Below are 26,522 nucleotides of genomic sequence, written 5' to 3'. Positions count from 1 at the left end.
CCTAGCGAACGAGCACGTTCCTGAACTGCCAGGGGTCGCTTTCGTCGATATCCTCCGGGAAGAAGCCCGGCCGATCGGTGAGCGGCGTCCAATCGGTGTAGTAGCCCTTGACCGGACCGAGATACGGCGTTTGGACTTCGAGACAGCGGCGATAGTCCATCTCGTCGGTCTCGACGATGCCGGCGCCCGGATTCTCCAGCGCCCAGACCATGCCGGCCAGCACCGCGGAAGTCACCTGCAACCCGGTGGCATTCTGGTAGGGGGCGAGCTCGCGGGTTTCCTGGATCGAGAGCTGCGAGCCGAACCAGTAGGCGTTGCGGGCGTGGCCGTAGAGCAGGACACCGAGTTCGTCGATGCCATCGACGATCTCGTCCTCTTCGAGAATGTGCAATTCCGGCTGTGCCTTGCCGGCCTGGCCGAACATCTCGCGCACCGAAAGGATGGCGTCGTCGGCGGGGTGATAAGCGTAGTGGCAGGTCGGCCGGAAGACGACGTCGTCGCCATCGCGAAGGGTGAAATAGTCGGAAATCGAGATCGCCTCGTTGTGGGTGACGAGGAGGCCGTGCTGAGGGCCGGGCGTCGGGCACCAGGTGCGGACGCGCGTGTCGGCGCCAGGCTGCATCAGATAGATGCCGGCTTTGGGGCCGATGGTTTCGACCCTGGCATTCTCGGGCATCCATTTTTCATGCGTGCCCCATCCGAGTTCGGCGGGCTGCAGTCCCTCGGAGATGAAGCCTTCAACCGACCAGGTGTTGACGAAGACATTCATCGGCTTCGGGGTGCGCGCCCGCTGGGTGTCGCGTTCGGCGATATGGACACCCTTGACGCCGAGGTCGCGCATCAGGCGCGCCCAGCCGTCCCGGTCGTCCTGCGCGGGCTCGGTGAAGCTGTGGCCGGTGTCGTGAGCGATATTGACCAGCGCCTGCTTGACGAACCACGAGACCATGCCCGGGTTGGCGCCGCAGCAGGAGACAGCCGTCGTGCCACCGGGATTGGTCGCCTTCTCCTGCCGGACCGTGTTGCGGAGCGCGTTGTTGGTCCGCGCCTCGGGTGGCGTGGTGCGGTCGAAGTAGAATCCGGGCCATGGCTCGACGACGGTGTCGATATAGGGAACGCCGATCTCGCGGCAGAGGCGCATGATCTCCAGCGACGAGGTGTCGACCGATAGATTGACGCAGAAGCCGGTACCCTCGCCTTCGGTCAGCAGCGCGCTGAGAATCTCGCGGTAGTTGGCGGGGACCAGTTCTTCCTTCAGGTAGCGGACCTTGTGCTCGGCAAGCAGGGGCTGGCCCGAATCGTCGGGATCGATGACGACCATCCGCGCGGCGTCGAATTCGAAATGCCGCTCGAGCAGGGCGAGCATGCCCTTGCCGATTGAACCGAAGCCGATCATCACGATCGGGCCGTCGATCTTCCCGTAGGTCGGCCAGGCGGCCATGCGCAGTCTCCTTGCTTTCCGAGGTCGTCGATCTTCATCACGGCAAACCGACACCAGCGTCAACCGTTCCGCGTCGATTCGGATCGAAGTCGTGAGTCGACATTGTCCCAATTGGGCATATCTATCGTTTCCGGGCGGCTCCCGTCGAGGACGAGCCATGCAGATCACCATTATTCGCCATTCCGCAGTCGCCGCGGCAATCGCGCTCGCTCTGGCGGCGACGCCTGCCGTGGCGGAGACGGCGGCGCGGTCGGGCAATCCGATCTTCGACCGGGCGACCGACCTGGTCGAAGAAAATTTCTACGCGAAGGAAAAGCTCCCCGCCTTCCGCGACGCGGTCGCGGTGATGATCGCCAACGTGCCCGATGTCGGCGCCGGCGATCCGGCGGTACTGGGCGACGCCATCGACTTCGTGCTGGCCAGCCTCGACGTTTCCCATACCGGCCGGTTCGCGCCGGAAGAACTGGCCTATTACGAACTGGTCGACGTCTTCCGCTACGGGCTTCGCGAGCGCATCCGGCAGATCTTTCCCCCGGATGGCGACGTGACCTATGCGGGTATCGGCATCGCCAGCGTCGCCGACGGCGACCGGGTCTTCATCACCGATGTCTATGACGGTGGACCTGCCGACCGGGCCGGCCTGCTGGTCGGCGACGAGATCCTCGCCGTCGACGATGAGCCGTTCGCCGAGATCGGTTCCTTCCGCAACAAGGCCGGACGGTCGGCGGCGGTCTCGATCCGCCGCACGGCCGACGGCGCGCCGTTCGATATCAGCGTGCCGGTCGAAAAACTGTCGCCGGCGGACACGTTCGTCTCGGCGATCGCCGGGAGCGCCGAAGTCATCGAGCACGACGGCTATGGAATCGGCTATCTCCGCCTCTGGGCCTATACCGAGCGGGCGGTCGAAGGCGTCATCGAGGAAGCGTTGACCGGGCCGCTGGCCGAGGCCGACGGGCTGGTCCTCGACCTGCGCAGCCGCTGGGGCGGCGCGCCGGGGGATGCGGCCGATACCTTTGTCGGCGGCTCGCCGGAGATGACGATGGTCTTCCGCGACGACAAGATCGACCTCATTCATGCGCGCTGGCGGAAGCCGATCGTTGCGATCATTGACGAGGGGACCCGCAGCGGCATGGAAATCCTCGCCTATGCGCTGAAGGAGAATGGCGTGACGCTGATCGGCGAGCCAACCGCCGCCGACGTGCTGGCCGGGCGGGCCTTCTGGTTGCCCGATGGCAGCCTGCTGGAGATCGCGGTCGCCGATGTCTTCGTCGATGGCGGCCGGCTGGAGGATGTCGGCGTGCAGCCGGACATCGCGGTTCCCTTCGATTTCCGCCATGCGGCCGGGGCGGATCCGCAACGCGATGCGGCCATCGAGGAACTGTCCCGACACCTGGCGACGGGTTTTCCGGGGCCGCGCACTCCCTGATCGACCATCGAGGGGCTATATGGAGGGAAATCCTTCCCGAGAGGCTTCCCCGATGACGACCGAGACCGACAATCCGCTGCTGGCACCGTGGGAGACGCCGTTTGGCGGCCCGCCCTTCGACCGGATCCGGCCGGAGCATTACCGGCCGGCCCTCGACGCGACGATGGCTGGGCAGCGCGCCGCGGTCGACCGGATCGCCGCCGATCCGGCCGAGCCGGATTTCGACAATACGATCGTCGCGCTGGAGCGGGCCGGGATGCCGCTTGCGCGGGTGGCGCGCGTCTTCTTCGGTCTGGCCAGCGCCAATACCAGCGATGCGCTGCAGGCGGTGGAGCGTGAGATCGCGCCGGTCCTGTCGCGCCATTCCGACGAAATCCACCTCAACGGTGCACTCTACGAACGAATCCGGTCGGTCTGGGAGCGTCGCGACAGCCTCGACCTGACGGACGAGCAGCGCCGGCTGGTCGATCGTTACCACACCATCTTCGAGCGGTCCGGCGCCGCGCTCGACGAGGCCGGCAAGGCGCGCCTTGCTGAAATCAATGAGCGGCTTGCCACCGTCGGTACGCTGTTCAGCCAGAATGTTCTGGCCGACGAGGCGGCCTGGACGATGGTGCTGGACAGCGAGGACGACCTCGCCGGGCTGCCGGACTGGGCGCGGGCGGCGGCGGCGCAGGCGGCCGAGGACCGCGATCTGCCGGGCAAATATGTCATCACGCTCGCCCGGTCGAGCGTCGAGTCGCTGCTGCAATTCTCGACGCGGCGCGACCTGCGCGAAAAGGCCTTCGAGGCGTGGATCCGGCGCGGTGAGAATGGCGGCGACTCCGACAACCGGGCGCTGATCGCCGAGACGATTCGGCTGCGAAACGAGCGCGCCCGCCTGCTCGGCGCCGAGAGCTACGCTCATTTCAATCTCGCCGACGCGATGGCGCGGACGCCGGAGGCGGTGTCCGAACTCCTGCAGACGGTATGGGGACCGGGCACCCGGCTGGCGGCGAAGGAAACGGCGGAACTGCAGGCGCTGATCGCCGAGGAGGGCAACAACTTCGAGCTCTCCGCCGCCGACTGGCGACACTATGCCGACCGCCTGCGCAAGCGCCGCTACGACTTCGACGAGTCGGAGTTGAAGCCCTACCTCCATCTCGACAACCTGATCGAGGCGGCCTTCTGGACCGCGAGCCGCCTGTTCGGCGTCTCCTTCGCGCCAGTCTGGGATGTGCCGCTCTATCACCCCGATGTCCGGGCGTGGGAGGGAAAGGATCGCGACGGGCGGGCGCTCGGCCTGTTCCTTGGCGATTATTTCGCCCGCTCGTCAAAGCGGAGCGGGGCGTGGATGGGCGCCTATCGCAGCCAGCACCGGCTCGATGGCGACGTGCGGCCGATCATCGTCAACGTGATGAATTTCTCAAAGCCGCCGGCCGGCAAGCCGGCGCTGCTATCCTTCGACGACGCGCGGACGCTGTTCCACGAATTCGGCCACGCGCTGCATGGCCTGCTCTCCAACGTCAGCTATCCGCTGCTGTCCGGCACCAATGTCGCCACCGATTTCGTCGAGCTGCCGTCGCAACTCTTCGAGCACTGGCTGCAGGAGCCGGAGGTGCTGAAGCGATTCGCCGTCCACCACGAGACCGGCGAGCCGATGCCGGATGCGCTGCTGGAGCGGCTCTTGTCGGCGCGGGCCTTCAACCAGGGCTTCGCCACCGTCGAATACACCGCCTCGGCGCTGATCGACCTCGACCTGCACATGGCCGGCGATACCGACGAACTCGACGTGGTCGCCTTCGAGAAGGCGGCGCTGGAGCGGATCGGCATGCCGCCGGCGATTGCCATGCGCCACCGCACCCCGCATTTCCTCCACATCTTCTCCGGCGATCACTACGCGGCCGGCTACTACAGCTACCTGTGGTCGGAAGTGCTTGATGCCGACGCATTCGCCGCCTTCGAGGAAGCCGGCGATCCCTTCGATCCGGAGACGGCGCGGAAGCTCTACGAGAATGTCTATTCGGCCGGCAATCTTCGCGATCCGGCCGAGGCCTATACCCGCTTCCGGGGCCGCATGCCGACGCCGGAGGCGCTGCTCAGGAAGCGCGGGCTGGACGAGGGGCCGCGCGGCTGACGGACGATCCCTGCCCGAGGGGCAGGGATCGCGAACTGTCGTGTCAGGCGGCTTCGCGCAGCCCGGTGACCATGGCGCCCGCCGCCATCACCCGCCCTTCGACGCCGGCCAGGCTGCCGTCGACGAATTCGTAGGCGAGGAAGCGCCGCCGTTCGACCGGGCCCGGCATATGCAGGCCGTCGACCGGGCCAGCGACGAAGCCGAAGCGGGCGTAGTACTCCGGGTCTCCGACCAGGATCACCGCCTTGTGGCCGGCAAGCTCGGCGCGGTTCAGCGCGACCTGCATCAGGCCGGCGCCGACGCCCTTGCCGCGCAGGTGCTGTTCGACCGCCAGAGGCCCGAGAAGCAGCGCCGGCCGATCAGCCGCCGTCACATGCCAGAGACGGACCGAGCCGACGACCGTGCCGCCGTCGCGGGCGACCAGCGCAAGGCCGGCGGCCGGAAGCCGGCCCTCGCGGAGCCGTTCCGAGGGTTTGCCGGCGCGATCGGGCATCACCCGGTCGAGCAGGACTTCCCGGGCGCCGACATCGGCCGGCGCCTCTTCGTCTATGTGGATCATCGTCGGCGGCTCAGATCACGTAGGATTTGAGCGGGTCGAAGCCATTGAAGGCGACGGCCGAGTAGGTCTGGGTATAAGCGCCGGTGCCCTCGATCAGCACCTCGTCGCCGATGGCGAGCGAGACCGGCAACTCGTAGGGCGTCTTCTCGTAGAGCACGTCGGCCGAATCGCAGGTCGGGCCGGCGATGACGCAGGGCTCGGTGGCGTCGCCGTCGCGCGGCGTGCGGATCGGGTAGCGGATCGCCTCGTCCATGGTCTCGGCGAGGCCGCCGAACTTGCCGATGTCGAGATAGACCCAGCGCATCGGATCGGTCGCCGACTTCTTCGAGATCAGCACGACCTCGGCCTTGATCATGCCGGCCTCGCCGACCATGCCGCGGCCGGGCTCGATGATGGTCTCGGGAATGCGGTTGCCGAAGTGACGGCGCAGTGCGGTGAAGATCGCCTGGCCATAGGTCTTCACGGCCGGCACGTCACGGACATACTTTGCCGGAAAACCACCGCCGAGATTGACCATGCGAAGCTGGATGCCGCGCTCGGACAGGGTGCGGAAGACGGCCGAGGCCGACTTGAGGGCGATGTCCCAGGCGTCCGGGTTCGGCTGCTGCGAGCCGACATGGAAGGAAATGCCATAGGCGACGAGGCCGAGCCGGTGGGCATGCTCGAGCACCGAGACAGCCATGTCCGGGTCGCAGCCGAACTTCCGCGACAGCGGCCACTCGGCGCCGTCGCAGTCGCACAGGATGCGGCAGAAGACGCGGGAGCCGGGGGCGGCGCGGGCGATCTTGTCAACCTCTTCCGGGCAATCGACGGCGAACAGCCGGACGCCGCGGTTATAGGCGGCGGCGACGTCGCGCTCTTTCTTGATGGTGTTGCCATAGGAGATACGATCGGCGGTGGCGCCGGCGTTGCGGGCCATGTCGATCTCGGCGACGCTGGCGCAATCGAAATTCGAGCCGAGGCCGGCGAGCAGCTTGAGCACCGCCGGATCCGGATTCGCCTTGACGGCGTAGAAGACCCGGCTGTCGGGCAGGGCTTTGGAGAAATTGAGAAAATTCTCACGGATGACGTCGAGATCGACGACGAGGCAAGGGCCTTCCGGACGTCGGAGACGCAGGAAGTCGCGGATACGATCAGTCATGGCGTGTAGCTCCCACGCGAATTGTTGCTAACCGCCGGCCGCTCGACCTCGGGCGATCGTTGTGGAGACGATCGTCCCGCGATTGTCGCGGTCCGGTTTGCCGGCAGCGAGCCGGCTGGTTTGCGGGTGGCAGTCGCGCAAGGGGACAGGGCTGTCCGACTTGTCGCTGCCTTCGCTTGGATTGGGAGTTTCCCCGTTCCGCACGCCCGGCAAGGAAGTAGTGCCTCTTCAGTGACCCCGATTTATGGACAATCGGCAGAGACCAAAAAAGCCCGCTACGTCGTTGCTTTAAGTCGCGTCCTTCGAAGCAAATCGGGGTGAGGCCCCGATCAAGTTCGCCCTCGGACAAGTTTGCGACCACAGGCACGTGCGAATTTGGGCAAGGCGATACGTATGCGGGATGGGATTCACAATCAAGGCCCTGAAGGCTAAGCAGGTAAAAAAATCTTGCCCTGCCATCGAGGGGCGATCCGCCCGGCCGGGCACCACAAAGGAGACCGACAGGATCATGGAATTCGTCACGCGCATGCTGGGCGTCGAGCCCGACGCGATTGCCCCCGACGGCTCGGAGGTGCGGCTGCTGACCCTCGGCGAGCGGGCCAGCATGGCCCATTTCCGGCTGGCCCCCGGTGGCGTGTCGGTGGCGGTCGCCCACCGGACGGTCGAGGAGGTCTGGTTCTTCGTCGGCGGTCGCGGCCGGATGTGGATGCGGCTCGGCGAGACCGAGACGGTGGTCGACGCCGTTTCGGGCATGTCGCTGACCATCCCGCTCGGCGCCAGCTTCCAGTTCCGCACCGACGGCGACGAACCGCTGGAAGCCGTCGGCGCCACCATCCCCCCGTGGCCGGGTCCAGACGAGGCCTACCCGGTCGAGGGCAAGTGGGAGCCGACGGTGGGTGTCTAGGGGCTGTCGGATCCGCCGCTGCCCGCGACATAGCGGCGGACGAGCAGGCGAGCGAGCGTGGGCGCGTCGTCCGGCGTGACCATGCCGAGCTTGCCTGACAGCGACAGGGCGGCGATGCCGTGGAGGGCTGCCCACAGGGCCGCCACCGAGCGGCGCCTGTCTTCCGGATCGGGAAAAAGAGGTGCCAGCGCCTCCTCGACCAGCGCCAGCGGCCGCGACAGCGCCGCCTCATACCAGTCGGGCAGGGGCCCCTGGTCGCGCCGGGCATAGTCGACAAGGATCGACCAGAGGCGGTGGTTCTGGCGGACGAAGGCCATGTAGCCGTCGGCGATGGCCAGCGCCGTGTCCTCCGGGGCGCGCGCTGGCCGGATCCTGCGCTGCAGGCTGCGACGCAGGCGGTCGAGGGTGCGGACGTTGAGCCGCAGGATCACCGCGTCCATGTCGCCGACCGAATGGTAGATCGAGTTCGGCGCATAGCCGACCGCGGTCGCCAGTCGCCGCATGGTGATCCCGGCCAGTCCCTCGCGGGCGCCGATCTCCTCTGCCTTCTCGGCGACGAGGTCGATCATCTCCTCGCGTGTGTGCTCCAGCCTGCGCGCCACCATCCGTCTGTCTCCGCCTCGATCCTGTGACCATGTTCACTTGAACAACGTTCAACACTATGCCATCTTGTTGTACGTTGTTCAACTGGAGATACACCAATGCCTGTTCAGAATCTGGAAGCGCTGAGCCGTCCCTTGCCGGCTTGGCATCCCAAGCGGTGGTATTTCGCGCTTGCGCGCGGGCTGCTCCAGACGGTCGGGCGGTTGTCGAAAGGCATCCGCATCGGCCTCGAGCACGGCTTCGATTCCGGCGTGATGCTCGATCACGTCTATGCCAACCGGGCCGAGGGCACGGGCTTCCTCGGCCGGGCGATCGACCGCGCCTATCTCAACGCCGCTGGCTGGGCCGGCATCCGCAATCGTGGCGCGCTGCTCGAAGCGCGGATCGTCGGTACGATCATGCGTGCGGCCGAAGCCGGCGGGGTGGTTCGCGTTGCCGATCTCGCCTGCGGCGGTGGACGCTATGCCCTGAACGCACTGGCCCGGGTCGGCCGCAGGGCGGCCGTCGCTGCGACGCTTCGCGACTACCGGACGGAGAATGTCGAGACCGCGCGAGCCAACGCGACCCGGCTCGGCATCAATGCCACGATCGAACAGGGAGACGCATTCGCCGATGCCGATCTCGATCGGCTGGGCACGGTCGATGTCGCCGTCGTGTCGGGCCTGCACGAGATCGTCGACGACGACGCACGGGTGAAGAACCATGTCCGCCAGGTCGCCCGGATCCTCAAGCCCGGCGGCACGCTGCTCCTCACCGTGCAGCCCGACCACCCGCAGCTCGAGTTCATCGCCCGGGTGCTCAGGTCGCATACCGGCAAGGCCTGGGCGATGCGCCTGCGGCCGATGGAGCTGACACGGCGCTGGCTTGAGGCGGCAGGCTTCGTGGTCGAACATGCCGAAATGGAGCCGCTCGGCATCTTCGGGGTGGTGCGGGCGCGAAAGGCCTGAGGCGATGGCAAGCGTCTATGACCTGAAGCCGCGTTTCCAGTCGTTGCTGCGGCCGCTGGTCGGTCGCCTCGCAGCGCTGGGCGTCACCGCAAACCAGGTGACGATCGGGGCGGCGGTGCTGTCGCTCGCCTGTGGTGGGGCGATCATCGCCTCCGGCGGCGCTGCGCTGGCCCTCCTCGCCCTGCCGGTGGTTCTGCTCGTCCGCATGGGGCTCAACGCCGTCGACGGCATGCTGGCGCGCGAGCATGGTCAGCAGAGTCGCCTCGGCTTTTTCCTGAACGAGATCGGAGACGTCGTCTCCGATACGGCGCTCTACCTGCCGCTGGCGCTTGTCTTGGCGCCCGCCCTGCCGCTGCTGGCCGGCGCCATGGTCACGGTGTTCGCGCTCACCGAATTCGCCGGGCGCGCTCGGGCTCGCGGCCGGCGGCGGGCGGCGGTATGACGGGCCGTTCGGCAAGTCCGACCGCGCCGTCTACTTCTCCGTCCTGGCGGTGTTGGTCGCTCTCATCGCCATACCGCATTGGCTGGCCGTCGCGGTGCTCTGGCTGGCGCTTGTCCTTGGCCTGTTGACCGTCGCCACGCGGGTTCGCGCAGCGATCGCGGAGGGAAAGAACGATGGCTGAGTTGATCGCCTCCTGGCCGGCGCCGTTGCTCTACGGCCTCGGCGCGGTATGGGCCGTACTGGTGATCGCCACCGGGGTCGTCACGGTCCTCGCGCATCGCGGCGCGGCCAATGGGGCCGAACTGGTGGCGCGGACGAAAACCTGGTGGTGGATCGTCGCGCCGATCAGCGCGGCGCTGCTGCTCGGCGCAACGGTGACGGCGGTGCTCTTCGCGCTCGTCAGCTTCCTGGCGCTGCGCGAATACCTGTCGATCATCCCGGTCCGGCAGCTCGACCGCACCGCGATCCTGCTCGCCTATCTGGCGATCCCGCTGCAATACTGGTTCGTCTATGACGACTGGTACGGGATGTTCTCGATCTTCATCCCGGTCTATGCGACAGCGGCCATCGCCTTCCGGCTGGTGCTGGCCGGCGAGGCAAGAGGCTTCATCCGCTCCGCCGGTACCCTGCAATGGGGCCTCTTTCTCACCCTCTACAATCTCAGCCACGTCGCCTTCCTGATGCAGCTCGACATGGCAGTGCCGCTGCCGGCCGGCGGCGCGGGGCTGCTGTTGTTCATCCTCGTCATCGTTTCGCTGAACGACGTCGCCCAGTATTTCTGGGGCAAGCTTTTCGGTCGCCGCGCCATCGTGCCGAAGGTCAGTCCCAAGAAGACCGTCGAGGGCTTCGTCGGTGGCGTGGCGACCAGCATGGTTGTGGCCGCGCTCCTGGCGCCATGGCTGACGCCGTTCGGCCTGATCGAGGCGGCGGCGGTCGGCGGCGTGCTCGCCTTCCTCGGCTTCGTCGGCGATGTCACCGTCTCGGCGGTCAAGCGCGACCTCGGCATCAAGGATTCGGGCTCGATCCTGCCGGGCCATGGCGGCATCCTCGACCGGCTCGACAGCCTGGTCTTCGCCGCGCCGATCTTCCTGCACTACGTTCGCTACTTCTACGGCGCGTGAGGGGCGGGATGCGACGGTTCGCGGCCATGCTGTTCTTCGCCATCGTCGCCCGGCCGGTGCTGGCGCTGGCGACCGGCCTGCGCGTCCTCGGTCGCGAGCACCTGCCGACGGCCGGGCCGGCGGTGATCGCCGCCAACCACAACAGCCATCTCGACGTCATCGCGCTGCTCAGCCTGTTTCCGCTCCGGCAGCTTCACCGGGTGCGGCCGGTCGCGGCGGCGGATCATTTCCAGAAGCCGGGCTTCGTCGGCTGGATGGCGCGGACCCTGCTCAACATCATCCCGATCGATCGCAGCGGCCAGGGCGCCGAAGCGGCGATCGCGCCGGTCTGCGATGCACTCGACCGCGGCGAGATCGTCGTCATCTTTCCGGAAGGCACGCGCGGCGCGCCGGAGGTGATGGTCCGGTTCCGGCGGGGCAGCTCGGTGCTTGCCGAGCGCTATCCGGAGGTGCCCTTCGTGCCGGTCTACCTGCACGGGCTGGGAAAGAGCCTGCCGCGCGGCGAGTGGCGGTTCGTCCCCTTCGCCTCGGAGGCCCATTTCGGCAAGCCGCTGCGGGTGGCGGACGGTGACACGATGCCGATGGCCGAACGGCTCCAGGCGGATGTCGAGGCGATGGCGGCGGGGACGACGCTGGCGCGTTGGGCGGAGGATTGAGCGGGTTCAATCGCTGCCGGGACGAACTTCGTAGGCGGCCATGAAGACGTTGACCGCGGAGTCCACCACGGCGTCCATCCGCGCTTCGCTCGGACGATCGGGCGATCCGAAGAGGATCGGCAGCTTGATGGTCGATTGGGCCAGGTCGAGAAACTGCGCCGCGGCAAGATAAACGTCGTCGATATCGAGAATCCCGGCGGCGACCTGCGGGGCCAGATATTCGGACAGACGACCGGCGCATTGGCGCGGCCCCTGCTCGTAGAATTCCACAGCGATCTCGGGCATCCGTTCGCCAATCGCGATAACGGTGCGGGTCGCCATGACAACGTGCGTCTTGGTGATGAAGCGGACGAATTGACGGCCGAGGCGCGTCAGCACCGCGCGGACGTCGTGGTCATCGGCGTCGAGGCCAAAGATCGCCGGGTATTGCGCCGCCTTTTCCAGCGACACCAGTTCGTGGAAGAGGCGTTCCTTGCTGTCGAAATAGACGTAGAGCGTTCCCTTGGAGACGCCGGCTTCCTGGGCGATATCGCCCATGCTGGAGGCGTCGAAGCCCTTGGAAAGGAATAGCCGACGGGCGCCGTCGAGGATCTGCTGACGCTTGCGCGTATCCTGACCGGCGGCCGTGCGGCCCGTCGCGGCTTCCTCAAGAACGCCTGTATCCGTCATTCCGTCCTGTTGACCTCCCTCCACATCGCAGACTCACACCCTGCCCGCTGATCTAGCACAAACCGCCGATTTCGTCGCCGGGAGCCGCCGGAGCGGTCTGGTGTGGCACGAACTGCAAGAATGATTGACCGAACCGTTCAGTTCGATCTTGATTTAAAGATCGGCTCGCGCTAAGTCAAACGAAATCGAACCGAACGGTTCAGTCAATTCATCTTTCATAGTCGACAGTTTCGATCGCGAGAACGCAGCATGGCCAGGACATTGGACATCGAGAGCGGCGCCGGACTTCAGCCGGATCCTGAAAAAGACAGCGCAGGCACCGTGGTTGCGACGCCGGCGTCGTCACAGGCCCTTGCCGAGGCCGGGCCGGGGCAGGCGGTCGAGGCGATGCCGGCGACGGCACCCGGGCGCGGCGGGCGGCGGAGACTGGTTCTGCTTGCCACGCTCGTCGTAGCCCTGGGAGCCGGCGGATACTACGGCTACGACTGGTGGACGAACGGACGCTTCATTGTCTCGACCGATGACGCCTATGTCGCGGCCAAGACGGCGGCGGTGACGCCGCAGATTTCCGGTTACGTCAAGTCGGTGCCCGCGGCCGACAATACGCATGTCCGCGTTGGCGACCCGTTGATTGTCCTCGACGATTCCGGCTACCGCATTGCGCTCGCCCAGGCGGAGGCGCAGATCGCCACCGAGGAGGCGTCGATCGCGCGGATCGGCGAACAGATCAACGCCGGCAAGGCGGCGGTGCGGCAGGCCGAAGCGCAACTCGGCTCGGCGCGGGCGGCGGCCGACAATGCCCGGGCCGACCACGACCGGGTTAGCGCCCTCGAGGCGAAGGCCGTCGTTGCTACCAAGCTGCTCGACGCGGCGCGAGCCACCATGATCCAGGCCGATTCGGCGGTGACCGGGGCCGAGGCCGCCGTCACGGTTGCCAAAGCCAACGCGGCGGTCGCGATGTCGCAAAAGGCCGAGGCGGAACGGGTGCTCGACCAGTACCGGTTGGCCCGCGACCAGGCGCAACTCGACCTCGACCACACCGTCATCCGCGCGCCTTTTGCCGGCGTCGTCGGCAACGGTGCGGCGGAGCCGGGCGAATTCGTCCAGCCGGGGCAGCGGCTTCTCGCCGTGATCCCGCTCGACGACATCTATATCGACGCCAATTTCAAGGAGACGCAGGTCGAGGAGATCAAGCCCGGCCAGTCGGTCGCGATCACGGTCGACGCCTATCCCGGTCGCACCATCGAAGGCATCGTGGAGAGCGTCGCCCCGGCCTCGGGTTCGGTGTTCAGCCTGCTGCCGCCGGAAAACGCCACCGGCAACTTCACCAAGGTTGTCCAGCGCGTGCCGGTCCGCATCCGGCTGCCGAAGAGCGTCGCCGAGGAGGGTCTGATCCGTCCCGGCATGTCGATCGTCGCGGAAGTCGACACCCGCACCGGCCCGAGCCGGACCGCATCGCGCTAGCGGCGGAGCGAGGCGCGCGTCATGGCCAATGCCGATGCCTTGCCGGCGGCGCCGCCGGTCGAGCCCGTCATCACCGGGAGGCTGATCGCCGCCTTCGTGGCGCTCAGCGTCGGCATGTTCATGGCGATCCTCGACATCCAGATCGTCGCCTCGTCGCTGACCGATATCCAGGCTGGCCTGTCGGCCAGTTCGACCGAGATCGCGTGGGTGCAGACGGCCTACCTGATCGCCGAGATCGTCATGATCCCGCTGTCGGGTTTCCTCGCCCGGGCGCTGTCGACGCGCTACCTGTTCGCCATCGCCGCCGGCGGCTTCACCCTGATGAGCGTCATGTGCGCCAGCTCGACGACGATCGGCGAGATGATCGTCTGGCGGGCGGCGCAAGGATTCATCGGCGGCGCGATGATCCCGGTGGTCTTCTCCGTCGCCTTCACCGCGTTTCCGAAGAACCGGCAAGGGATGGTCGCGGCGATCGTCGGTCTGATTGCGACGCTGGCGCCGACCGTCGGCCCGACCATCGGCGGCTACCTGACCAGCGTCTTCTCATGGCACTGGCTTTTCCTGATCAACGTCGTTCCGGGCATCGCGGTGACGGTGGCGGTGCTGCTCCTCGTCGATTTCGACAAGCCGAATTTCGGGCTGTTGAGACGCTTCGACTTTGTCGGCCTGATCGCTCTCGCCGCCTTCCTCGGCAGCCTCGAATATGTGCTGGAGGAGGGCGCGGCACACGACTGGTTCGCGGAACGCGCGATCGTCATTGCGGCGATGATCAGCGTTGTCGGCGGCATCGGCTTCTTCTACCGGGCGCTGACCGCGCCCGAGCCAATCGTCGACGTGCGCGCTTTCACGGACCGCAACTTCGCCACCGGCTCGCTGTTTTCCTTCGCGCTCGGCGTCGGGCTCTACGGGCTGGTCTATCTCTATCCGATGTACCTTGCCCGGGTCCGTGGCTACGACTCGCTGGAGATCGGCACGACGATGTTCGTCTCGGGCGCCTTCATGATGCTGACCGCGCCGATCGCCGGCGCCATCGCCCAGAAGGTCGATCCGCGCAAGATGATGGCGGTCGGGCTGGTGTTGTTCGCGGTGTCCTGTTTCGACCTTGTGCCGATTACGGCCGACTGGGCGTTTGGCGAACTGTTCGTGCCGCAGGCGATCCGCGGCGTGGCGCTGATGATCTGCATGCTGCCGGTCAGCATCCTGGCGCTCGGCACGCTGCCGCCCGACTGGATCAAGAACGCCTCCGGCCTGTTCAACCTGATGCGCAATCTCGGCGGCGCTTTCGGCCTGGCGATCATCAATACCGCGCTCAACCAGCGCTGGGACCTGCACCTCCAGCGCTTGCGCGAGGCGGTGACGTGGGGGAGCGATGTGGCGGTCGAGCGGCTGTCGGCCATCACCCAGGGCTTCACGCCGGCGCTGGGCCCGGATGCCGAGCGGGCAGCGATCGCCAGTCTGTCACAGGTGGTCCGCCGCGAAGCCCTGGTCATGGCCTTCTCCGACGTCTTCCTGCTTCTCGCTCTGGTCTTTGTAGCCGTGCTGTTCCTGGTGCCTCTCGCCCGCCGCCCCCAGCCGGTGGCGGCAGGGGCGGGCGGGCATTGAGGCAGGGTTACTTCACGTCGAGCCAGCGCCCGGACTTGCCGGACTTGATGATGGCGTCGCAGACCTTGGTGGTCTCCAGCGCCTCGCGGAAGGTCGGCGAGACCGGCTTGCCGGTGGCGAGGCCTTCGAGGAAGTCGGCGACGGCGTGGACGAAGGAGTGCTCGTAGCCGAGCGTCAGGCCGGGCACCCACCACTTGCCGAGATAGGGGTGCTCGCCGTCGGTGACCAGGATCGAGGTCCAGCCGCGCAGTTGCCCCTCGACCGAATGGTCGAACCACTCGACCCGGTTGAGGTCGTGGAGGTCCCACTTGAACGAGCCGTGCTCGCCGTTGATCTCAAGCGTGTAGAGCGCCTTGTGGCCACGGGCGTAGCGGGTCGATTCGAACAGGCCGAGCGAACCGTTGTCGAAGTGGGCCATGACGGCGGCGGCATCGTCGATGCCGACATCCTTGACCTTGCCGGAGCCTGCGTCCTTCCGCTTCTTGACGAAGGTCTCGGTCATCGCGGTGAGGTTCTTGATCGGGCCGTTGATCCACATCGCGGTGTCGATGCAATGGGCGAGGAGATCGCCGGTGACGCCGGAGCCGGCGGCCTCGACATCGAGGCGCCAGGTGCCAGCGCCGCCCTGCGGCACGTCGGGGGAGATCGTCCAGTCCTGAAGGAAGTTGGCGCGGTAGTGGAAGATCCTGCCGAGACGGCCTGAATCGACGATCTGCTTGATCAGGGTGACGGCCGGGACCCAGCGGTAATTGTACCAGACCATGTTGGCGACGCCGGCCTTCTCGACCGCCTTGACCATCTTCTCGCCTTCGCGCGTGTCGCGGGCGATCGGCTTCTCGCACAAGACCATCTTGCCGGCCTTGGCCGCGGCGGTGGCGATGTCGACATGGAGGTCGTTCGGCACGCAGATGTCGATCGCGTCGATGTCGTCGCGCTTGACCAGGTCCTTCCAGTCGGTCTCGATCGACTCGTAGCCCCACATGTCGGCGAAGGCCTTGACGCCGTCCTTGTTGCGGCCGCAGGCGGCCTTGAGGACCGGCTGGTAGTCGAGGTCGAAGAAGTTGCCGACGCGGCGATAGGCGTTGGAGTGGGCCCGGCCCATGAAGCCGTAGCCGACCATGCCGATGTTGAGCGGTTTCTTTGCCATCTGTTTTTTCTTTCCCGTTCTCTATTCGCGCCAGCCGTGGGCGTCGCGGACCTTGATCATCGCACCGAGGATCGCGTTCCAGGTTTCTTGGCGTTCCATCACCGCGTTGGGGAACATGCAGCCGTCCCAGCAGATGTGGCGGATGGTCTTGGTCAATTCGCCCTTCTCGTCCCGCAGCCAGTAGCCGGCATGCTTGGTGATATCGAGCCGGCCGTTCGGATCGCCGACCAGGCAGTGGCGGCCGGTCTTCTCGTGGTCGCCGGAGCCGAAGACGGTGCCGTCGTTCTGGGCAACGTGGAAATCGAGGGTCCACGGCCGCAGGGCATCGGCCACCTTCTTGTAGGCGGCGTCGAGGGCGGCGGTGTCGCTCCAGTCGAAATCCTTCGGCAGGATGCGGTCGGCCTCGGCGTTGTAGCCGAGCGTGTAGAGCATCGAATGGGCCATATCGGCCTGGTAGCCGACGACGCCCGGCATGCCGACCATCTCCAGCAGTTCGACCATCGCCCGCCACGAATGCATGCCGCCCCAGCAGATCTCGCCCTCGGCGACGAGAAACTCGTTGTGGTCCTGGGCGATCTTGCCGGCCTCGCGGAAGGTCTCGGCGATCAGCTTGCTGCCGGCGACCGGGTCCTTGTCCCACTCTTCGACACTGGTCGAGGAATCGATCCGGATGCCGCCGGTCGGGCGAATGCCGATCTCGCGCATCTGCTTGCCGATGGCGCAGGCCTTCCGGACCTGGCTGAGGAACGTCTTGCGCTCCTCTTCCGAACCCATCGCCGAGCCACCGCCGGCGCCGCCCCAGATCGGTGCGACGAAGGAGCCGACCTTGAGCCCGTAGCCGGCGATATGGTCGGCCATCTTCTTCACGTCGTCGGGCGAGGAATCGATGTCGAAATGCGGTGCGACGATGAAGAGGTCGACGCCGTCGAACTTCTGGCCGTCGACCTCCGCCTTGGCGGTCAGTTCAAGCAGGGTGTCGAGCGGGATGATCGGTTCGCCGTCGCCAGAGCCCTTGCCGACGATCCCCGGCCACATCGCATTGTGAAGCTTCGGGTAAGTGTTGCCTTCGGCCACCTGTCAGTCCTCCCTTGGAACGCGGATTGATATATCAGTCGTTGAGACCAGTTTTCCCCTCGGGGCGGCCAAATGTACAGCCCCCGGGCGGGATTCCGATCCGCCGCAAGCCTGAAAACCGGCGGAGGGGTGTGGCTTAGCTGGCCCGCAAGCCGTTCCATGGCGCCTGGTCGGCGACATCGACCAACTCGTATCCGTTGTCGCCGACACAAGGCCCGAGAATGGCGGCGATCTTCGCTTCGCTATCGCCGACATTGAACGAGGCATGGACCATGTCGGCCGGGATATGGGCGGAATCACCTGGGCCGAGGATGCGCTTCTCCTGGTCGACCCACTGCTCGACCGTGCCGGCGATGACGAGGATCACTTCTTCCTGGTCGGGATGCTTGTGGAAGTCGTGACCCTTGCCCGGCATCAGCGAGACGTCGATGACGGTCAGTTGCTCGGCGCCGGTCGACGGTGGGTGGCTGAGCCAGCGGAGCTTGCCCCAGTCGAGGGATTCCTGCTCGGTCTCGCTGGCGACGGTGAACCTGCGGTGCATTGTCTGTTCTCCCATTCCCGCCGGACCTTGGCGGGCCAATCCGCTCAGAAGGCGATCGCCTTGAAGTTCCGCGTCTGCTCGGTCAGGGCGGTTTCGACCGGCAGGCGCTCCATGCTCGAAGCGCCGTAGAAGCCGTGGCAGGCCTGGCAGCCCTTGAGGATGTAGGCGGCGTCGTCCGGCATGGCGATCGGCCCGCCATGGCACAGGACGATGACGTCGTCGCGGACAGCCAGTGCCGCCTCGGCGATGGCGTCGATTTCGCGGACGCAGTCGTCGAGGCTGGTTGCCGAGGTCGCGCCGATCGCGCCGCCGGTGGTGACGCCCATATGGGCGACGATGATGTCGGCGCCGGCTTCTGTCATCGCCCGCGCCTCGGCGGGATCGAAGACATAGGGCGTGGTCAGGAGATCGAGCGCATGCGCCTCGGCGATCATGTCGACCTCGAGGCTGTAGCTCATGCCGGTCTCCTCGAAGGCGCGGCGCATCCTGCCGTCGAACAGGCCGATGGTGGGGAAATTCTGCACGCCGGAGAATCCCATCGCCTTCAGTTCGGCGAGGAACTGCGGCATCAGGATGAAGGGGTCGGTGCCGTTGACGCCGGCCAATACCGGCGTGTGCTTGACCACCGGCAGCACCTCGACGGCCATTTCCCTGACGATCTCGTTGGCATTGCCGTAGGCGAGGAGGCCAGCTGACGAGCCGCGGCCGGCCATGCGGTAGCGGCCGGAATTGTAGATGATGATCAGGTCGATGCCGCCGGCTTCCTCACACTTCGCCGAGAGGCCGGTGCCGGCGCCGCCGCCGACGATGGGCACCCGCTGGCGCACCATGTCCCGGAATTTTTCAAGGATCTGCGCGCGGGCGATCGCGGCCATGGTCGATGTTCCCCCCGGGGTCTTCCCGCCGCTTTTCGATAGCGATCAAAAGAAAGGGAAAACCAGAATTGATTTTTAATTTGAGACGTGCGTATCATATTGACATGGCCGTCTCACGTCAAGTGCATGGCAGCACGCGCGCCGCCGGGACGGGGGCTCGCGCGCGCATGAAAAAGAGGATGCTGGACACGGCGATGAGGCTGATGGAGGAAGGCCTGATCCCCTCGGTGAGCGAAGTGGCGGAGGCGGCGGAAGTGTCGCGCGCCACTGCCTATCGCTATTTCCCGAGCCAGGTCGCCCTGATCCAGGAAACGGTCGAACAGGCGCTGGGACCGATCCTCGAATGGACGTCGGATTCATCGGACGCGGAGGAACGGATCGCCGAACTGATCAGCTTTGCCTATCCGCGGATCGAGACCTATGAGGCGACCCACAGAGCCGTTCTCAAGCTGGCGATCGAACAGTGGACGCGGGGCAAGGCCGGGACGCTTGGCGACGAGGCGCGACTGGTGCGCGGCAATCGAAAACGCCTGCTGGGAGAGGCGTTGCTGCCGCTCAAGTCGCGACTGTCGGAGGCGGAATTTGACAGATTGACGCAGTCGCTGTCACTGGTATTTGGTACGGAGGCTTTCGTCGTCCTCAAGGATATCTGCGGGCTTGACGGGGAGGAGGCGCGACGGGTGGCCATATGGGCATCCTTCGCATTGGTCCGGACGGCGATCGCCGAAGCCGGGAAGGGAGATGGCGCCGGCAAGGCGAGCGGCAGGATACAAAAACGCGGCAGCAAGACCGCCAGAAAGAGGACTGGGCGAACGGTTAACTGAGTGCCGTCACACGCTGGCGGAATGTATCCATTGACAGCGAATTATCGATAATCGATCATTGGATCAATAAAAAGGGAGAGAAGCGCAATGCTGAAGAAAAGATGGACTGCTCTGCTTGCGGGCGCCACCATGGCGTTCACCGTCAACGCAGCTTCCGCCCAGGAACTCGTGATCTTCTGGGCCGAATGGGATCCGGCAAACTATCTGCAGGAACTCGTCAACGAATACACCGAAGCGACCGGCGTCACGGTCACCGTCGAGACCACCCCGTGGTCGGACTTCCAGACCAAGGCCTTCACGGAGTTCAACGCCAAGGGCGATGCCTACGACATGGTCGTCGGTGACTCGCAGTGGCTTGGTGCCGGCTCGACCGGTGGTCACTATGTCGACCTGACCGACTTCTTCGCGGAGCACAAGGTCAACGACATCATGGCTCCGGCCACCGTCAAGGCTTACGCCGAGTATGACGGCAAGTTCTGGGCGATCCCCGCCGAGGGCGATGCGACCGGCTGGGCTTACCGGACCGACTGGTTCACCGATGCCAAGGAGATGGAGGCCTTCAAGGCGAAATACGGCTACGATCTCGCCGCGCCGAAGACCTACGCGGAGATGCGCGACATCGCCGAGTTCTTCTATCGTCCGGACGACAACCAGTACGGCATCGCGATCTACACCGACAACTCGTATGACGCGCTGGTGATGGGTTACGAGAACGCGCTGTTCAGCTACGGCGGCGACCTTGGCGACTATTCGACCTACCAGGTCGAGGGCATCGTCAACTCGCCGGAAGCGATCGCGGCGCTCGAGATGTATCGCGAACTCTACCAGTTCACCCCGCCGAACTGGGGCAAGACCTTCTTCCAGGAGGACAACCAGGCGATCACCGAAGGCCTGGCGGCGATGAGCATGAACTACTTCGCCTTCTTCCCGGCGCTCAACAACCCGGCGCTCAATCCGCATGCCGACAACACCGGCTACTTCGCCAATCCGGCGGGTCCGGGCGGCGCGCAGCATGCAGCGCTCGGCGGCCAGGGCATCTCGATCGTCAGCTACTCGCAGAATATCGACGAGTCGAAGAAGTTCCTGGAGTGGTTCATCCAGGAAGACGTCCAGAAGCGCTGGGCCGAGCTCGGTGGCTATACCTGCTCCGCCAAGGTGCTGGAATCGGCCGAGTTCCGTAATGCCACGCCGTATAACGAAGCCTTCTACCAGTCGATGTTCATGGTGAAGGACTTCTGGGCGGTGCCGGAATATGCGGAGTTGCTCACCCAGATCAACAACCGCGTCTATCCGTACGTGGTTGGCGGCGAGGGCACGGCCAAGGAGGCCCTCGACGGTCTCGCGGCCGACTGGAAAGCGACCTTCGAGAAATACGGCCGCTAGTCATCCGACACTGATCGGGAACCGGGGGAGGCGCACGCCTCCCCCGGCCACCCAAAAAGCAACAAGAAATCTGAACCGACGGGGGGAAGCGTTGGCGGGACTTGCGCGACTGGAAGGCGATACGCGGGCTGCGGCGCGAGGATGGAGCGATCTCACCATCCGCAACGTCTTCATCCTGCCGACGATCGCTTTCCTCATCATCTTCAACATCTTTCCGCTGATCTATTCGCTCGGCTATTCCTTCACGGATTTCCGCGCCTCGGTGAACGATCCCGTCAACTTTGTCGGGCTGCAGAATTACCGTGAGCTGCTCAACGATCCGAACATCTGGCGAAACTTCACGGTCACCGCGCAATATGTCATCGTCTCGGTCGGCGGGCAGGTCATCGTCGGCTTCGGGCTGGCGCTGCTCCTCAACCGGAAGATCCCCTTCAAGGGGTTGATCACCACCCTGCTGCTGCTGCCGATGATGATGTCGATGGCCGTGGTCGGGCTGTTCTGGAAGCTGCTCTACGACCCGTCCTGGGGCATCATCAATTACGGGCTCGGGCTCGGTTCCTTCGACTGGCTGTCGAACCCCGACATGGCGCTCTACGCGGTCGCCATCACCGATATCTGGATGTGGGCGCCCTTCGTCATGCTGCTGTCGCTGGCCGGCCTCTCGGCGGTGCCTTCGCACCTCTACGAGGCGGCGGCGATCGACCGGGCCGGCACCTGGTACACCTTCACGCGGATCACGCTGCCGCTGGTGGCGCCGATCCTGATCATCGCGATCATTTTCCGCACCATGGAGGCTTTCAAGAGCTTCGACCTGCCCTTCATCATGAGCGGCCAGCCGACGACCGAGATGATCTCGATCCGGCTCTACAAGATGGCCTTCCAGGAGTGGCAGACAGGCCGGTCCAGCGCACTGGCCTACATCGTGCTGATCGTCGTCCTGGCGATCACCAATATCTACGTGAAGTACCTCAACAAGGTGAAGGAGCGCTAGGATGGCCGTCGTCACATCGTCTGGCCGTCGCGTCACGAACCGCATCGCCATCGCGGCGATCCTGGTCATCACCATCATCTTCCTGGCGCCGATCTACTGGATCGCCTCGACGGCCTTCAAGCCGCGCCAGCTTGCCACCAGCGTGCCGCCGACGGTGCTCTTCCAGCCGGAGGTGACGCCCTTCGTCAAGCTGTTCACCAAGCGGGTGCAGCTTCGCGGGCCCGTCGACCCGGAGGTCTATGACGCCGCGCCGTGGTGGGAGCAGGCGATCTATGACGGTGGCGAACGGGTGCTGCGGGTCGGCGACTCGGTCCAGCTCTCCGCCTATCCCAACCGCTTCATGAACAGCCTCATCGTGGCGATCACCAGCACCTTCCTGGCGGTGGCGATGGGGACGCTCACCGCCTATGGATTCTCGCGGTTCAAGATGAAGGGGGAAGATGATCTCCTGTTCTTCATCCTGTCGACGCGCATGCTGCCACCGGTGGTGGTCGCGATCCCGATGTTCCTGATGTACCGGGTGTTCGGGATGACCGACACGCATCTCGGGCTGATAATCCTCTACACCGCGTTCAACCTGTCCTTCGCGGTGTGGCTGATGAAGGGCTTCATGGACGAGATACCGAAGGAGTATGAGGAAGCGGCGCTGGTCGACGGCTATACGCGGCTGCAGTCCTTCTTCAAGATCGTGCTGCCGGAGGCGACAACCGGCATCGCAGCGACCGCGGTCTTCTCCTTCATCTTCGCGTGGAACGAATATGCCTTCGCGCTGATCATGACCAACCGGCGGGCGCAGACCGCACCGCCCTTCATTCCGGCACAGGTCGGCTCCGGCCTGACCGACTGGACGGTCATCGCGGCGGGAACCTTCCTGTTCCTGGTGCCGGTGGCGATCTTCACCTTCGCCCTTCGTGGCCATCTGCTGCGCGGCGTCACCTTCGGCGCAATCCGGAAATAGGACGGGGCGATGACGTTTCCGCAAATCAGCGCGAAGTACCTCGAGCCGCTCTCGATGTGGATCATGGTCGCCGGCATGGTGGCCCTCCTGCAGCCGTGGAGCCTGTTCTTCCATCGTTACGGCGTGACGATCATCCTGGTCGGCCTGGTCGGCTTCCTGATCTTCTCGCACATCAAGCCTGGCCCCGGGCAAGAGCAAGAGTGAACCGATAGCCCATGGCCGAAATCGCACTTCAGGACGTCGAGAAATATTTCGGTGACAACTACGTCATCCGGAAGCTGAACCTGACGATCGCCCACAAGGAATTCGTCGTGCTGCTCGGGCCGTCAGGCTGTGGCAAGACGACGACGCTGCGGGCCATCGCCGGCCTCGAGACCATCGATACCGGCGATATCCGGATCGATGGCCGGCCGGTCCAGGATCTGCGTCCCTCCGACCGGGACATCGCCTTCGTCTTCCAGCTCTATGCGCTCTATCCGCATCTCACCGCCTACGACAACATCGCCTTCCCGCTCCGCGCGACCCGCGAGAGCAAGGCGGCGGTCGATGCCCAGGTCCAGGCGGTGGCGAAGTCGCTGAAGATCGAGCACCTGCTCAAGGTGCGCCCCTCGGCGCTGTCGGGCGGCGACATGCAGCGCATCGCCATCGGCCGGGCGCTGGTCCGGCGACCCAAGGCGATGCTGATGGACGAGCCGATCGGCTCGCTCGACGCGAAGCTGCGCGAGGACATGCGGTCCGAACTGAAGCGCCTGCATATCGAGAACGACTCGACCACCGTCTACGTCACCCACGACCAGGTCGAGGCGATGTCGCTGGCCGACCGCGTCGCGATCATGAATGACGGGGTGCTCCAGCAGGTGGGCACGCCGGGCGAAGTCTACCAGTATCCGACCAATCTCTTCGTCGCACAGTTCATCGGCAGCCCGGTGATGAACATCCTGCCGGTCGCCGTTCGCACCACCGGCCCCGGCACGGAACTGGTCGTCGGCAACAACGACGCCGTCTTCGCCTTCTCGGCCGACCTGCCGAAACACCTTTCGCAAAAGTCCTACGAGTCGCTGATGCTCGGTGTCCGGCCCGAGGGCGTGTTGCTCGTTCCGGAAGAGACACCCGGCTACATACCGGTCAAGGCGCATATCATCGAACCGCTCGGCGCCTACGATATCGTCGACCTCAAGATCGGCGACGAGTACCTGCGCTCCCGGACGCCCAGCGGCATGGTCAAGCGCGTTGGCGATACGGTCTGGGCGCGACTTGACGAAGCGCAGACGCACTTCTTCGACACCAAAAGCGGCGACTCGCTGAACATCAGGCTCGGGTAGGGAAATGGCGCAGATCACGCTCGACAAGATCAGCAAGACATACGCCGCAACGCCGGCGTTGCGGGACCTGTCGCTCGATATCGCGGACGGCGAATTCTTCGTGCTGCTCGGCCCGACCGGCGCCGGCAAGACGACGACCTTGCGGTTGATCGCCGGTCTCGACAAGCCAACCACCGGCGCGGTGCGGATCGACGGCCAGGACGTGGTCGACTGGACGGCGGCGCAACGCGATATCGCCCTGGTCTTCCAGTATTATTCGCTCTATCCGCGCTACACGGTTCGCCAGAATCTCGAATTTCCGCTGAAGTCCCGCGTCCACAATTATACGCAAGCCGAGATCGACACGCGGGTCAACTCGGCGTCCAAGATTCTGCGCATCGAGCACCTGCTTGAGCGCAAGACCGACAAGCTGTCCGGCGGCGAGATGCAGCGGGTGGCGATCGGCCGGGCAATCGTTCGCGAGCCGCGCGCCTTCCTGATGGACGAGCCGCTGTCCAACCTCGACGCCAAACTCCGCGAAGCGCTCAGGTCCGAGCTCAAGGACCTGCAGATGAAGCTCGGCGCCACCTTCCTCTTCGTCACGCACGACCAGATCGAGGCGATGTCGATGGGCGACCGTATCGGCGTACTGGATGAGGGACGGATCGCGCAGATCGGCACGCCATACGAGATCTACAACAATCCGCGCAGCGTCTTCGTCGCGAGCTTCGTCGGCTCACCGGCGATGAACCTCGTCGACGCCACGGTGCGGAACGGCCGGCTGACCGCCCTGTCGGGCAAGCTCGACATCGCGCTGTCTGGCGCGGCGGGACGCGAAGCCGCCGGCCATAACGGCCCGGTGACCGCCGGCATTCGCGCCGAGGATGTCGTCGTCGGACCCGACGGCACGGCCGAAGCCAAGGTTCACCATGTCGAGAACCATGGCGTCGAGTTGATCCTGACGCTGCGGGTGGACGACCATTTGTTTAAGGCAACCGCGCCGGCGACCGTGCCGATCAAGATCGAGGACACGGTCCGCTTCGCCTGGACAGCGGACAAGGTGCACTGCTTCGACACCAACACTGGCATCAGCTTCACCCACCGCGAGAAAGCGGCGGCCTGATACGGGGCCGTGCCGGCGTGCTTCAGGGCCCGGACTTGTGCCCGGGCGCCTAGCCGCGGGCGACGACTAGCCCAGCAGAAGATCGATCTCGCCGATCTCCTCGCCTGACAACGGTCCGGCCTTCAGGGCGTCGAGCGAGTCGTCAAGCTGTTCGACCGTGCGGGCGCCGATCAGCGCCGAGGTCACCCTGTCATCGCGGAGCAGCCAGGTCAGGGCGAGCTGGGCCAGCGTCTGGCCGCGCCGGTCGGCGATAGCGGCAAGCGCGTTGAGCGTCTTCAGCAACGCGGGCGTCACGCCTTCGGCCCGCAAGGTGTGGTTGCGCGCCGCGCGCGAATCCTCCGGCACGCCGCCCAGATACTTGTTGGTGAGCAGCCCCTGCGCCAGCGGCGAGAAGGGAATGCAGCCGACGCCGAGGTCGCCAAGGGTGTCGAGCAGCCCGTCCTCGACCCAGCGGTCGAGCATGTTGTATTTCGGCTGGTGGATCAGTAGCGGCGTTCCCATGGCGGCGAGGATCTCCGCCGCCTTGCGCGTCACCTCGGGCTTGTATTGCGAGATCCCGACATAAAGCGCCTTGCCCTGGCGGACGATGTGGTCGAGGGCGCCCATGGTCTCCTCGAGCGGTGTCTCGGGGTCGGGGCGGTGGTGATAGAAGATGTCGACATAGTCGAGCCCCATCCGCTTCAGGCTCTGGTCGAGACTGGCGACGAGGTATTTGCGCGAGCCGCGGTCGCCGTAGGGACCCGGCCACATCGGCCAGCCGGCCTTGGTCGAGATGATCAACTCGTCGCGATGCGGGGAAAAATCGGCGGCAAGGATGTTGCCGAAATGCTCTTCGGCCGAGCCGGGCGGCGGCCCGTAATTGTTGGCCAGGTCAAAATGCGTGACGCCACGATCGAAGGCCCGGCGCAGCATTGCGCGGCCGACCTCGTAGGTGTCGACACCGCCGAAATTCTGCCAGAGGCCGAGGGAAATCGCCGGCAGGTCGAGGCCGCTCCGGCCGCTGCGGCGATAGGACATGCGGTCGTACCGGTCGGCGTCGGGGACATACGTCATGCGCGTCTCTCCGTGATCTGGAACAAGCGGCGCGGACGGGCAAAGGCGGGCGTCAGGCGCTTGGGGATGGCTTCGGCAAAAGTGATTTGTGTCGCCCGCGCGTGGCAGGCGACTTGTGCGGCAGAAGTCCGCCATCATACCGGCGGATCGCGGGGGAGGGAACC

Annotated in this window: 26 protein-coding genes; 16 read left to right on the top strand and 10 right to left on the bottom strand. The window is 65.6% G+C overall.

All coding sequences use genetic code 11. The annotated features are described in order from the left end of the window. Position 1: 1 nt before the first annotated feature. Positions 2-1,438, bottom strand: coding sequence for a homospermidine synthase (locus tag BLT60_RS03255; RefSeq protein ID WP_090874746.1), 1,437 nt, complete (start codon positions 1,436-1,438; stop codon positions 2-4). A 157-nt stretch (positions 1,439-1,595) separates the two neighbouring features. On the opposite strand from BLT60_RS03255, the gene BLT60_RS03250 reads away from it, so the two are divergent. Together BLT60_RS03250 and BLT60_RS03245 are read left to right on the top strand one after the other, a co-directional pair. After that, entirely contained in the window at positions 1,596-2,864 is a 1,269-nt protein-coding gene (locus BLT60_RS03250) for a S41 family peptidase (RefSeq protein WP_090874745.1), read from the top strand. Between the two features lie 52 nt (positions 2,865-2,916). Continuing rightward, entirely contained in the window at positions 2,917-4,980 is a 2,064-nt protein-coding gene (locus BLT60_RS03245; protein ID WP_090874744.1) for a M3 family metallopeptidase, read from the top strand. A 43-nt stretch (positions 4,981-5,023) separates the two neighbouring features. On the opposite strand, the gene BLT60_RS03240 is transcribed toward BLT60_RS03245, so the two are convergent. Further along, positions 5,024-5,539 carry a GNAT family N-acetyltransferase gene (locus tag BLT60_RS03240; RefSeq protein WP_090874743.1) on the bottom strand — a complete coding sequence of 172 codons (516 nt, stop codon included), beginning with the start codon at positions 5,537-5,539 and terminating at the stop codon, positions 5,024-5,026. Positions 5,540-5,549: 10 nt separating this feature from the next. Further along, complete coding sequence (locus BLT60_RS03235) at positions 5,550-6,680, bottom strand: type III PLP-dependent enzyme (RefSeq protein WP_090874742.1); 1,131 nt, start codon at positions 6,678-6,680, stop codon at positions 5,550-5,552. Between the two features lie 508 nt (positions 6,681-7,188). Here BLT60_RS03235 and BLT60_RS03230 point away from each other — a divergent pair. Then, positions 7,189-7,584 (top strand): cupin domain-containing protein, encoded by a 396-nt coding sequence (locus tag BLT60_RS03230; RefSeq protein ID WP_210185525.1) that lies wholly within the window; start codon positions 7,189-7,191, stop codon positions 7,582-7,584. Here BLT60_RS03230 and BLT60_RS03225 read toward each other — a convergent pair. Continuing rightward, complete coding sequence (locus tag BLT60_RS03225; protein ID WP_090874741.1) at positions 7,581-8,189, bottom strand: TetR/AcrR family transcriptional regulator; 609 nt, start codon at positions 8,187-8,189, stop codon at positions 7,581-7,583. The genes BLT60_RS03230 and BLT60_RS03225 overlap by 4 nt on opposite strands. Positions 8,190-8,285: 96 nt before the next feature. Between BLT60_RS03225 and BLT60_RS03220 the strand changes: the two genes are divergently transcribed. The 4 genes from BLT60_RS03220 (at position 8,286) to BLT60_RS03205 (ending at position 11,353) form a co-directional block, all read left to right on the top strand. Next, positions 8,286-9,134 carry a class I SAM-dependent methyltransferase family protein gene (locus BLT60_RS03220; RefSeq protein ID WP_090874740.1) on the top strand — a complete coding sequence of 283 codons (849 nt, stop codon included), beginning with the start codon at positions 8,286-8,288 and terminating at the stop codon, positions 9,132-9,134. A 4-nt stretch (positions 9,135-9,138) separates the two neighbouring features. Then, positions 9,139-9,576, top strand: coding sequence for a CDP-alcohol phosphatidyltransferase family protein (locus BLT60_RS03215; protein WP_342028566.1), 438 nt, complete (start codon positions 9,139-9,141; stop codon positions 9,574-9,576). Between the two features lie 173 nt (positions 9,577-9,749). After that, entirely contained in the window at positions 9,750-10,697 is a 948-nt protein-coding gene (locus BLT60_RS03210; RefSeq protein ID WP_090874739.1) for a phosphatidate cytidylyltransferase, read from the top strand. 8 nt (positions 10,698-10,705) lie between these two features. Then, positions 10,706-11,353 carry a lysophospholipid acyltransferase family protein gene (locus tag BLT60_RS03205; RefSeq protein WP_090874738.1) on the top strand — a complete coding sequence of 216 codons (648 nt, stop codon included), beginning with the start codon at positions 10,706-10,708 and terminating at the stop codon, positions 11,351-11,353. 6 nt (positions 11,354-11,359) lie between these two features. Here BLT60_RS03205 and BLT60_RS03200 read toward each other — a convergent pair whose 3' ends face one another. Then, complete coding sequence (locus tag BLT60_RS03200; RefSeq protein WP_090874737.1) at positions 11,360-12,022, bottom strand: TetR/AcrR family transcriptional regulator; 663 nt, start codon at positions 12,020-12,022, stop codon at positions 11,360-11,362. 249 nt (positions 12,023-12,271) lie between these two features. Here BLT60_RS03200 and BLT60_RS03195 point away from each other — a divergent pair, with 249 nt between their 5' ends. Continuing rightward, positions 12,272-13,486 (top strand): HlyD family secretion protein, encoded by a 1,215-nt coding sequence (locus BLT60_RS03195; protein ID WP_090874736.1) that lies wholly within the window; start codon positions 12,272-12,274, stop codon positions 13,484-13,486. A gap of 21 nt (positions 13,487-13,507) precedes the next feature. Next, positions 13,508-15,088 (top strand): DHA2 family efflux MFS transporter permease subunit, encoded by a 1,581-nt coding sequence (locus BLT60_RS03190; protein WP_090874735.1) that lies wholly within the window; start codon positions 13,508-13,510, stop codon positions 15,086-15,088. A gap of 7 nt (positions 15,089-15,095) precedes the next feature. Here the strand turns inward: BLT60_RS03190 and BLT60_RS03185 are convergent, their stop codons facing one another. From BLT60_RS03185 to BLT60_RS03170, 4 genes are all read right to left on the bottom strand, one after another. Further along, positions 15,096-16,235, bottom strand: coding sequence for a Gfo/Idh/MocA family protein (locus BLT60_RS03185; protein WP_090874734.1), 1,140 nt, complete (start codon positions 16,233-16,235; stop codon positions 15,096-15,098). Positions 16,236-16,256: 21 nt separating this feature from the next. Beyond that, positions 16,257-17,309: a TIM barrel protein gene (locus tag BLT60_RS03180; protein WP_210185524.1), complete on the bottom strand. Its 1,053-nt coding sequence runs from the start codon at positions 17,307-17,309 to the stop codon at positions 16,257-16,259. Between the two features lie 136 nt (positions 17,310-17,445). Further along, on the bottom strand, positions 17,446-17,850 hold the full coding sequence (locus BLT60_RS03175; RefSeq protein ID WP_175478270.1) for a cupin domain-containing protein: 405 nt from the start codon (positions 17,848-17,850) through the stop codon (positions 17,446-17,448). Positions 17,851-17,894: 44 nt separating this feature from the next. Continuing rightward, positions 17,895-18,725 carry a phosphoenolpyruvate hydrolase family protein gene (locus BLT60_RS03170; RefSeq protein ID WP_090874732.1) on the bottom strand — a complete coding sequence of 277 codons (831 nt, stop codon included), beginning with the start codon at positions 18,723-18,725 and terminating at the stop codon, positions 17,895-17,897. Positions 18,726-18,829: 104 nt separating this feature from the next. Between BLT60_RS03170 and BLT60_RS03165 the strand changes: the two genes are divergently transcribed. From BLT60_RS03165 to BLT60_RS03135, 7 genes are all read left to right on the top strand, one after another. Beyond that, a complete protein-coding gene (locus BLT60_RS03165; protein ID WP_090874731.1) occupies positions 18,830-19,549 on the top strand; it encodes a TetR/AcrR family transcriptional regulator in 720 nt (239 codons plus the stop codon). Positions 19,550-19,636: 87 nt separating this feature from the next. Beyond that, positions 19,637-20,932: an ABC transporter substrate-binding protein gene (locus BLT60_RS03160; protein ID WP_090874730.1), complete on the top strand. Its 1,296-nt coding sequence runs from the start codon at positions 19,637-19,639 to the stop codon at positions 20,930-20,932. Between the two features lie 91 nt (positions 20,933-21,023). Beyond that, a complete protein-coding gene (locus tag BLT60_RS03155; RefSeq protein ID WP_090874729.1) occupies positions 21,024-21,923 on the top strand; it encodes a carbohydrate ABC transporter permease in 900 nt (299 codons plus the stop codon). A gap of 1 nt (position 21,924) precedes the next feature. Next, positions 21,925-22,881: a carbohydrate ABC transporter permease gene (locus BLT60_RS03150; protein ID WP_090874728.1), complete on the top strand. Its 957-nt coding sequence runs from the start codon at positions 21,925-21,927 to the stop codon at positions 22,879-22,881. A gap of 9 nt (positions 22,882-22,890) precedes the next feature. Further along, a complete protein-coding gene (locus BLT60_RS03145) occupies positions 22,891-23,085 on the top strand; it encodes a hypothetical protein (RefSeq protein ID WP_090874727.1) in 195 nt (64 codons plus the stop codon). An 11-nt stretch (positions 23,086-23,096) separates the two neighbouring features. Then, positions 23,097-24,203 (top strand): ABC transporter ATP-binding protein, encoded by a 1,107-nt coding sequence (locus BLT60_RS03140; protein ID WP_090874726.1) that lies wholly within the window; start codon positions 23,097-23,099, stop codon positions 24,201-24,203. A gap of 4 nt (positions 24,204-24,207) precedes the next feature. Then, entirely contained in the window at positions 24,208-25,305 is a 1,098-nt protein-coding gene (locus BLT60_RS03135; protein ID WP_090874725.1) for an ABC transporter ATP-binding protein, read from the top strand. 66 nt (positions 25,306-25,371) lie between these two features. On the opposite strand, the gene mgrA is transcribed toward BLT60_RS03135, so the two are convergent. Next, complete coding sequence (gene mgrA / locus BLT60_RS03130; protein WP_090874724.1) at positions 25,372-26,358, bottom strand: L-glyceraldehyde 3-phosphate reductase; 987 nt, start codon at positions 26,356-26,358, stop codon at positions 25,372-25,374. Positions 26,359-26,522 lie beyond the last annotated feature (164 nt).

The sequence above is a fragment of the Bauldia litoralis genome (assembly GCF_900104485.1).
GTDB lineage: Bacteria > Pseudomonadota > Alphaproteobacteria > Rhizobiales > Kaistiaceae > Bauldia > Bauldia litoralis.
Note: the sequence above shows the minus strand (reverse complement) of the source record. Positions and strands in the feature narration are given on the sequence as shown.

Coding starts and splice junctions, on each gene's coding strand:
- BLT60_RS03255 (WP_090874746.1), bottom strand. CDS start 1,438: ATGGCCGCCTGGCCGACCTACGGGAAGATCGACGGCCCGATCGTGATG.
- BLT60_RS03250 (WP_090874745.1), top strand. CDS start 1,596: ATGCAGATCACCATTATTCGCCATTCCGCAGTCGCCGCGGCAATCGCG.
- BLT60_RS03245 (WP_090874744.1), top strand. CDS start 2,917: ATGACGACCGAGACCGACAATCCGCTGCTGGCACCGTGGGAGACGCCG.
- BLT60_RS03240 (WP_090874743.1), bottom strand. CDS start 5,539: ATGATCCACATAGACGAAGAGGCGCCGGCCGATGTCGGCGCCCGGGAA.
- BLT60_RS03235 (WP_090874742.1), bottom strand. CDS start 6,680: ATGACTGATCGTATCCGCGACTTCCTGCGTCTCCGACGTCCGGAAGGC.
- BLT60_RS03230 (WP_210185525.1), top strand. CDS start 7,189: ATGGAATTCGTCACGCGCATGCTGGGCGTCGAGCCCGACGCGATTGCC.
- BLT60_RS03225 (WP_090874741.1), bottom strand. CDS start 8,189: ATGGTGGCGCGCAGGCTGGAGCACACACGCGAGGAGATGATCGACCTC.
- BLT60_RS03220 (WP_090874740.1), top strand. CDS start 8,286: ATGCCTGTTCAGAATCTGGAAGCGCTGAGCCGTCCCTTGCCGGCTTGG.
- BLT60_RS03215 (WP_342028566.1), top strand. CDS start 9,139: ATGGCAAGCGTCTATGACCTGAAGCCGCGTTTCCAGTCGTTGCTGCGG.
- BLT60_RS03210 (WP_090874739.1), top strand. CDS start 9,750: ATGGCTGAGTTGATCGCCTCCTGGCCGGCGCCGTTGCTCTACGGCCTC.
- BLT60_RS03205 (WP_090874738.1), top strand. CDS start 10,706: ATGCGACGGTTCGCGGCCATGCTGTTCTTCGCCATCGTCGCCCGGCCG.
- BLT60_RS03200 (WP_090874737.1), bottom strand. CDS start 12,022: ATGACGGATACAGGCGTTCTTGAGGAAGCCGCGACGGGCCGCACGGCC.
- BLT60_RS03195 (WP_090874736.1), top strand. CDS start 12,272: ATGGCCAGGACATTGGACATCGAGAGCGGCGCCGGACTTCAGCCGGAT.
- BLT60_RS03190 (WP_090874735.1), top strand. CDS start 13,508: ATGGCCAATGCCGATGCCTTGCCGGCGGCGCCGCCGGTCGAGCCCGTC.
- BLT60_RS03185 (WP_090874734.1), bottom strand. CDS start 16,235: ATGGCAAAGAAACCGCTCAACATCGGCATGGTCGGCTACGGCTTCATG.
- BLT60_RS03175 (WP_175478270.1), bottom strand. CDS start 17,850: ATGCACCGCAGGTTCACCGTCGCCAGCGAGACCGAGCAGGAATCCCTC.
- BLT60_RS03170 (WP_090874732.1), bottom strand. CDS start 18,725: ATGGCCGCGATCGCCCGCGCGCAGATCCTTGAAAAATTCCGGGACATG.
- BLT60_RS03165 (WP_090874731.1), top strand. CDS start 18,830: ATGGCCGTCTCACGTCAAGTGCATGGCAGCACGCGCGCCGCCGGGACG.
- BLT60_RS03160 (WP_090874730.1), top strand. CDS start 19,637: ATGCTGAAGAAAAGATGGACTGCTCTGCTTGCGGGCGCCACCATGGCG.
- BLT60_RS03150 (WP_090874728.1), top strand. CDS start 21,925: ATGGCCGTCGTCACATCGTCTGGCCGTCGCGTCACGAACCGCATCGCC.
- BLT60_RS03145 (WP_090874727.1), top strand. CDS start 22,891: ATGACGTTTCCGCAAATCAGCGCGAAGTACCTCGAGCCGCTCTCGATG.
- BLT60_RS03140 (WP_090874726.1), top strand. CDS start 23,097: ATGGCCGAAATCGCACTTCAGGACGTCGAGAAATATTTCGGTGACAAC.
- BLT60_RS03135 (WP_090874725.1), top strand. CDS start 24,208: ATGGCGCAGATCACGCTCGACAAGATCAGCAAGACATACGCCGCAACG.
- mgrA (WP_090874724.1), bottom strand. CDS start 26,358: ATGACGTATGTCCCCGACGCCGACCGGTACGACCGCATGTCCTATCGC.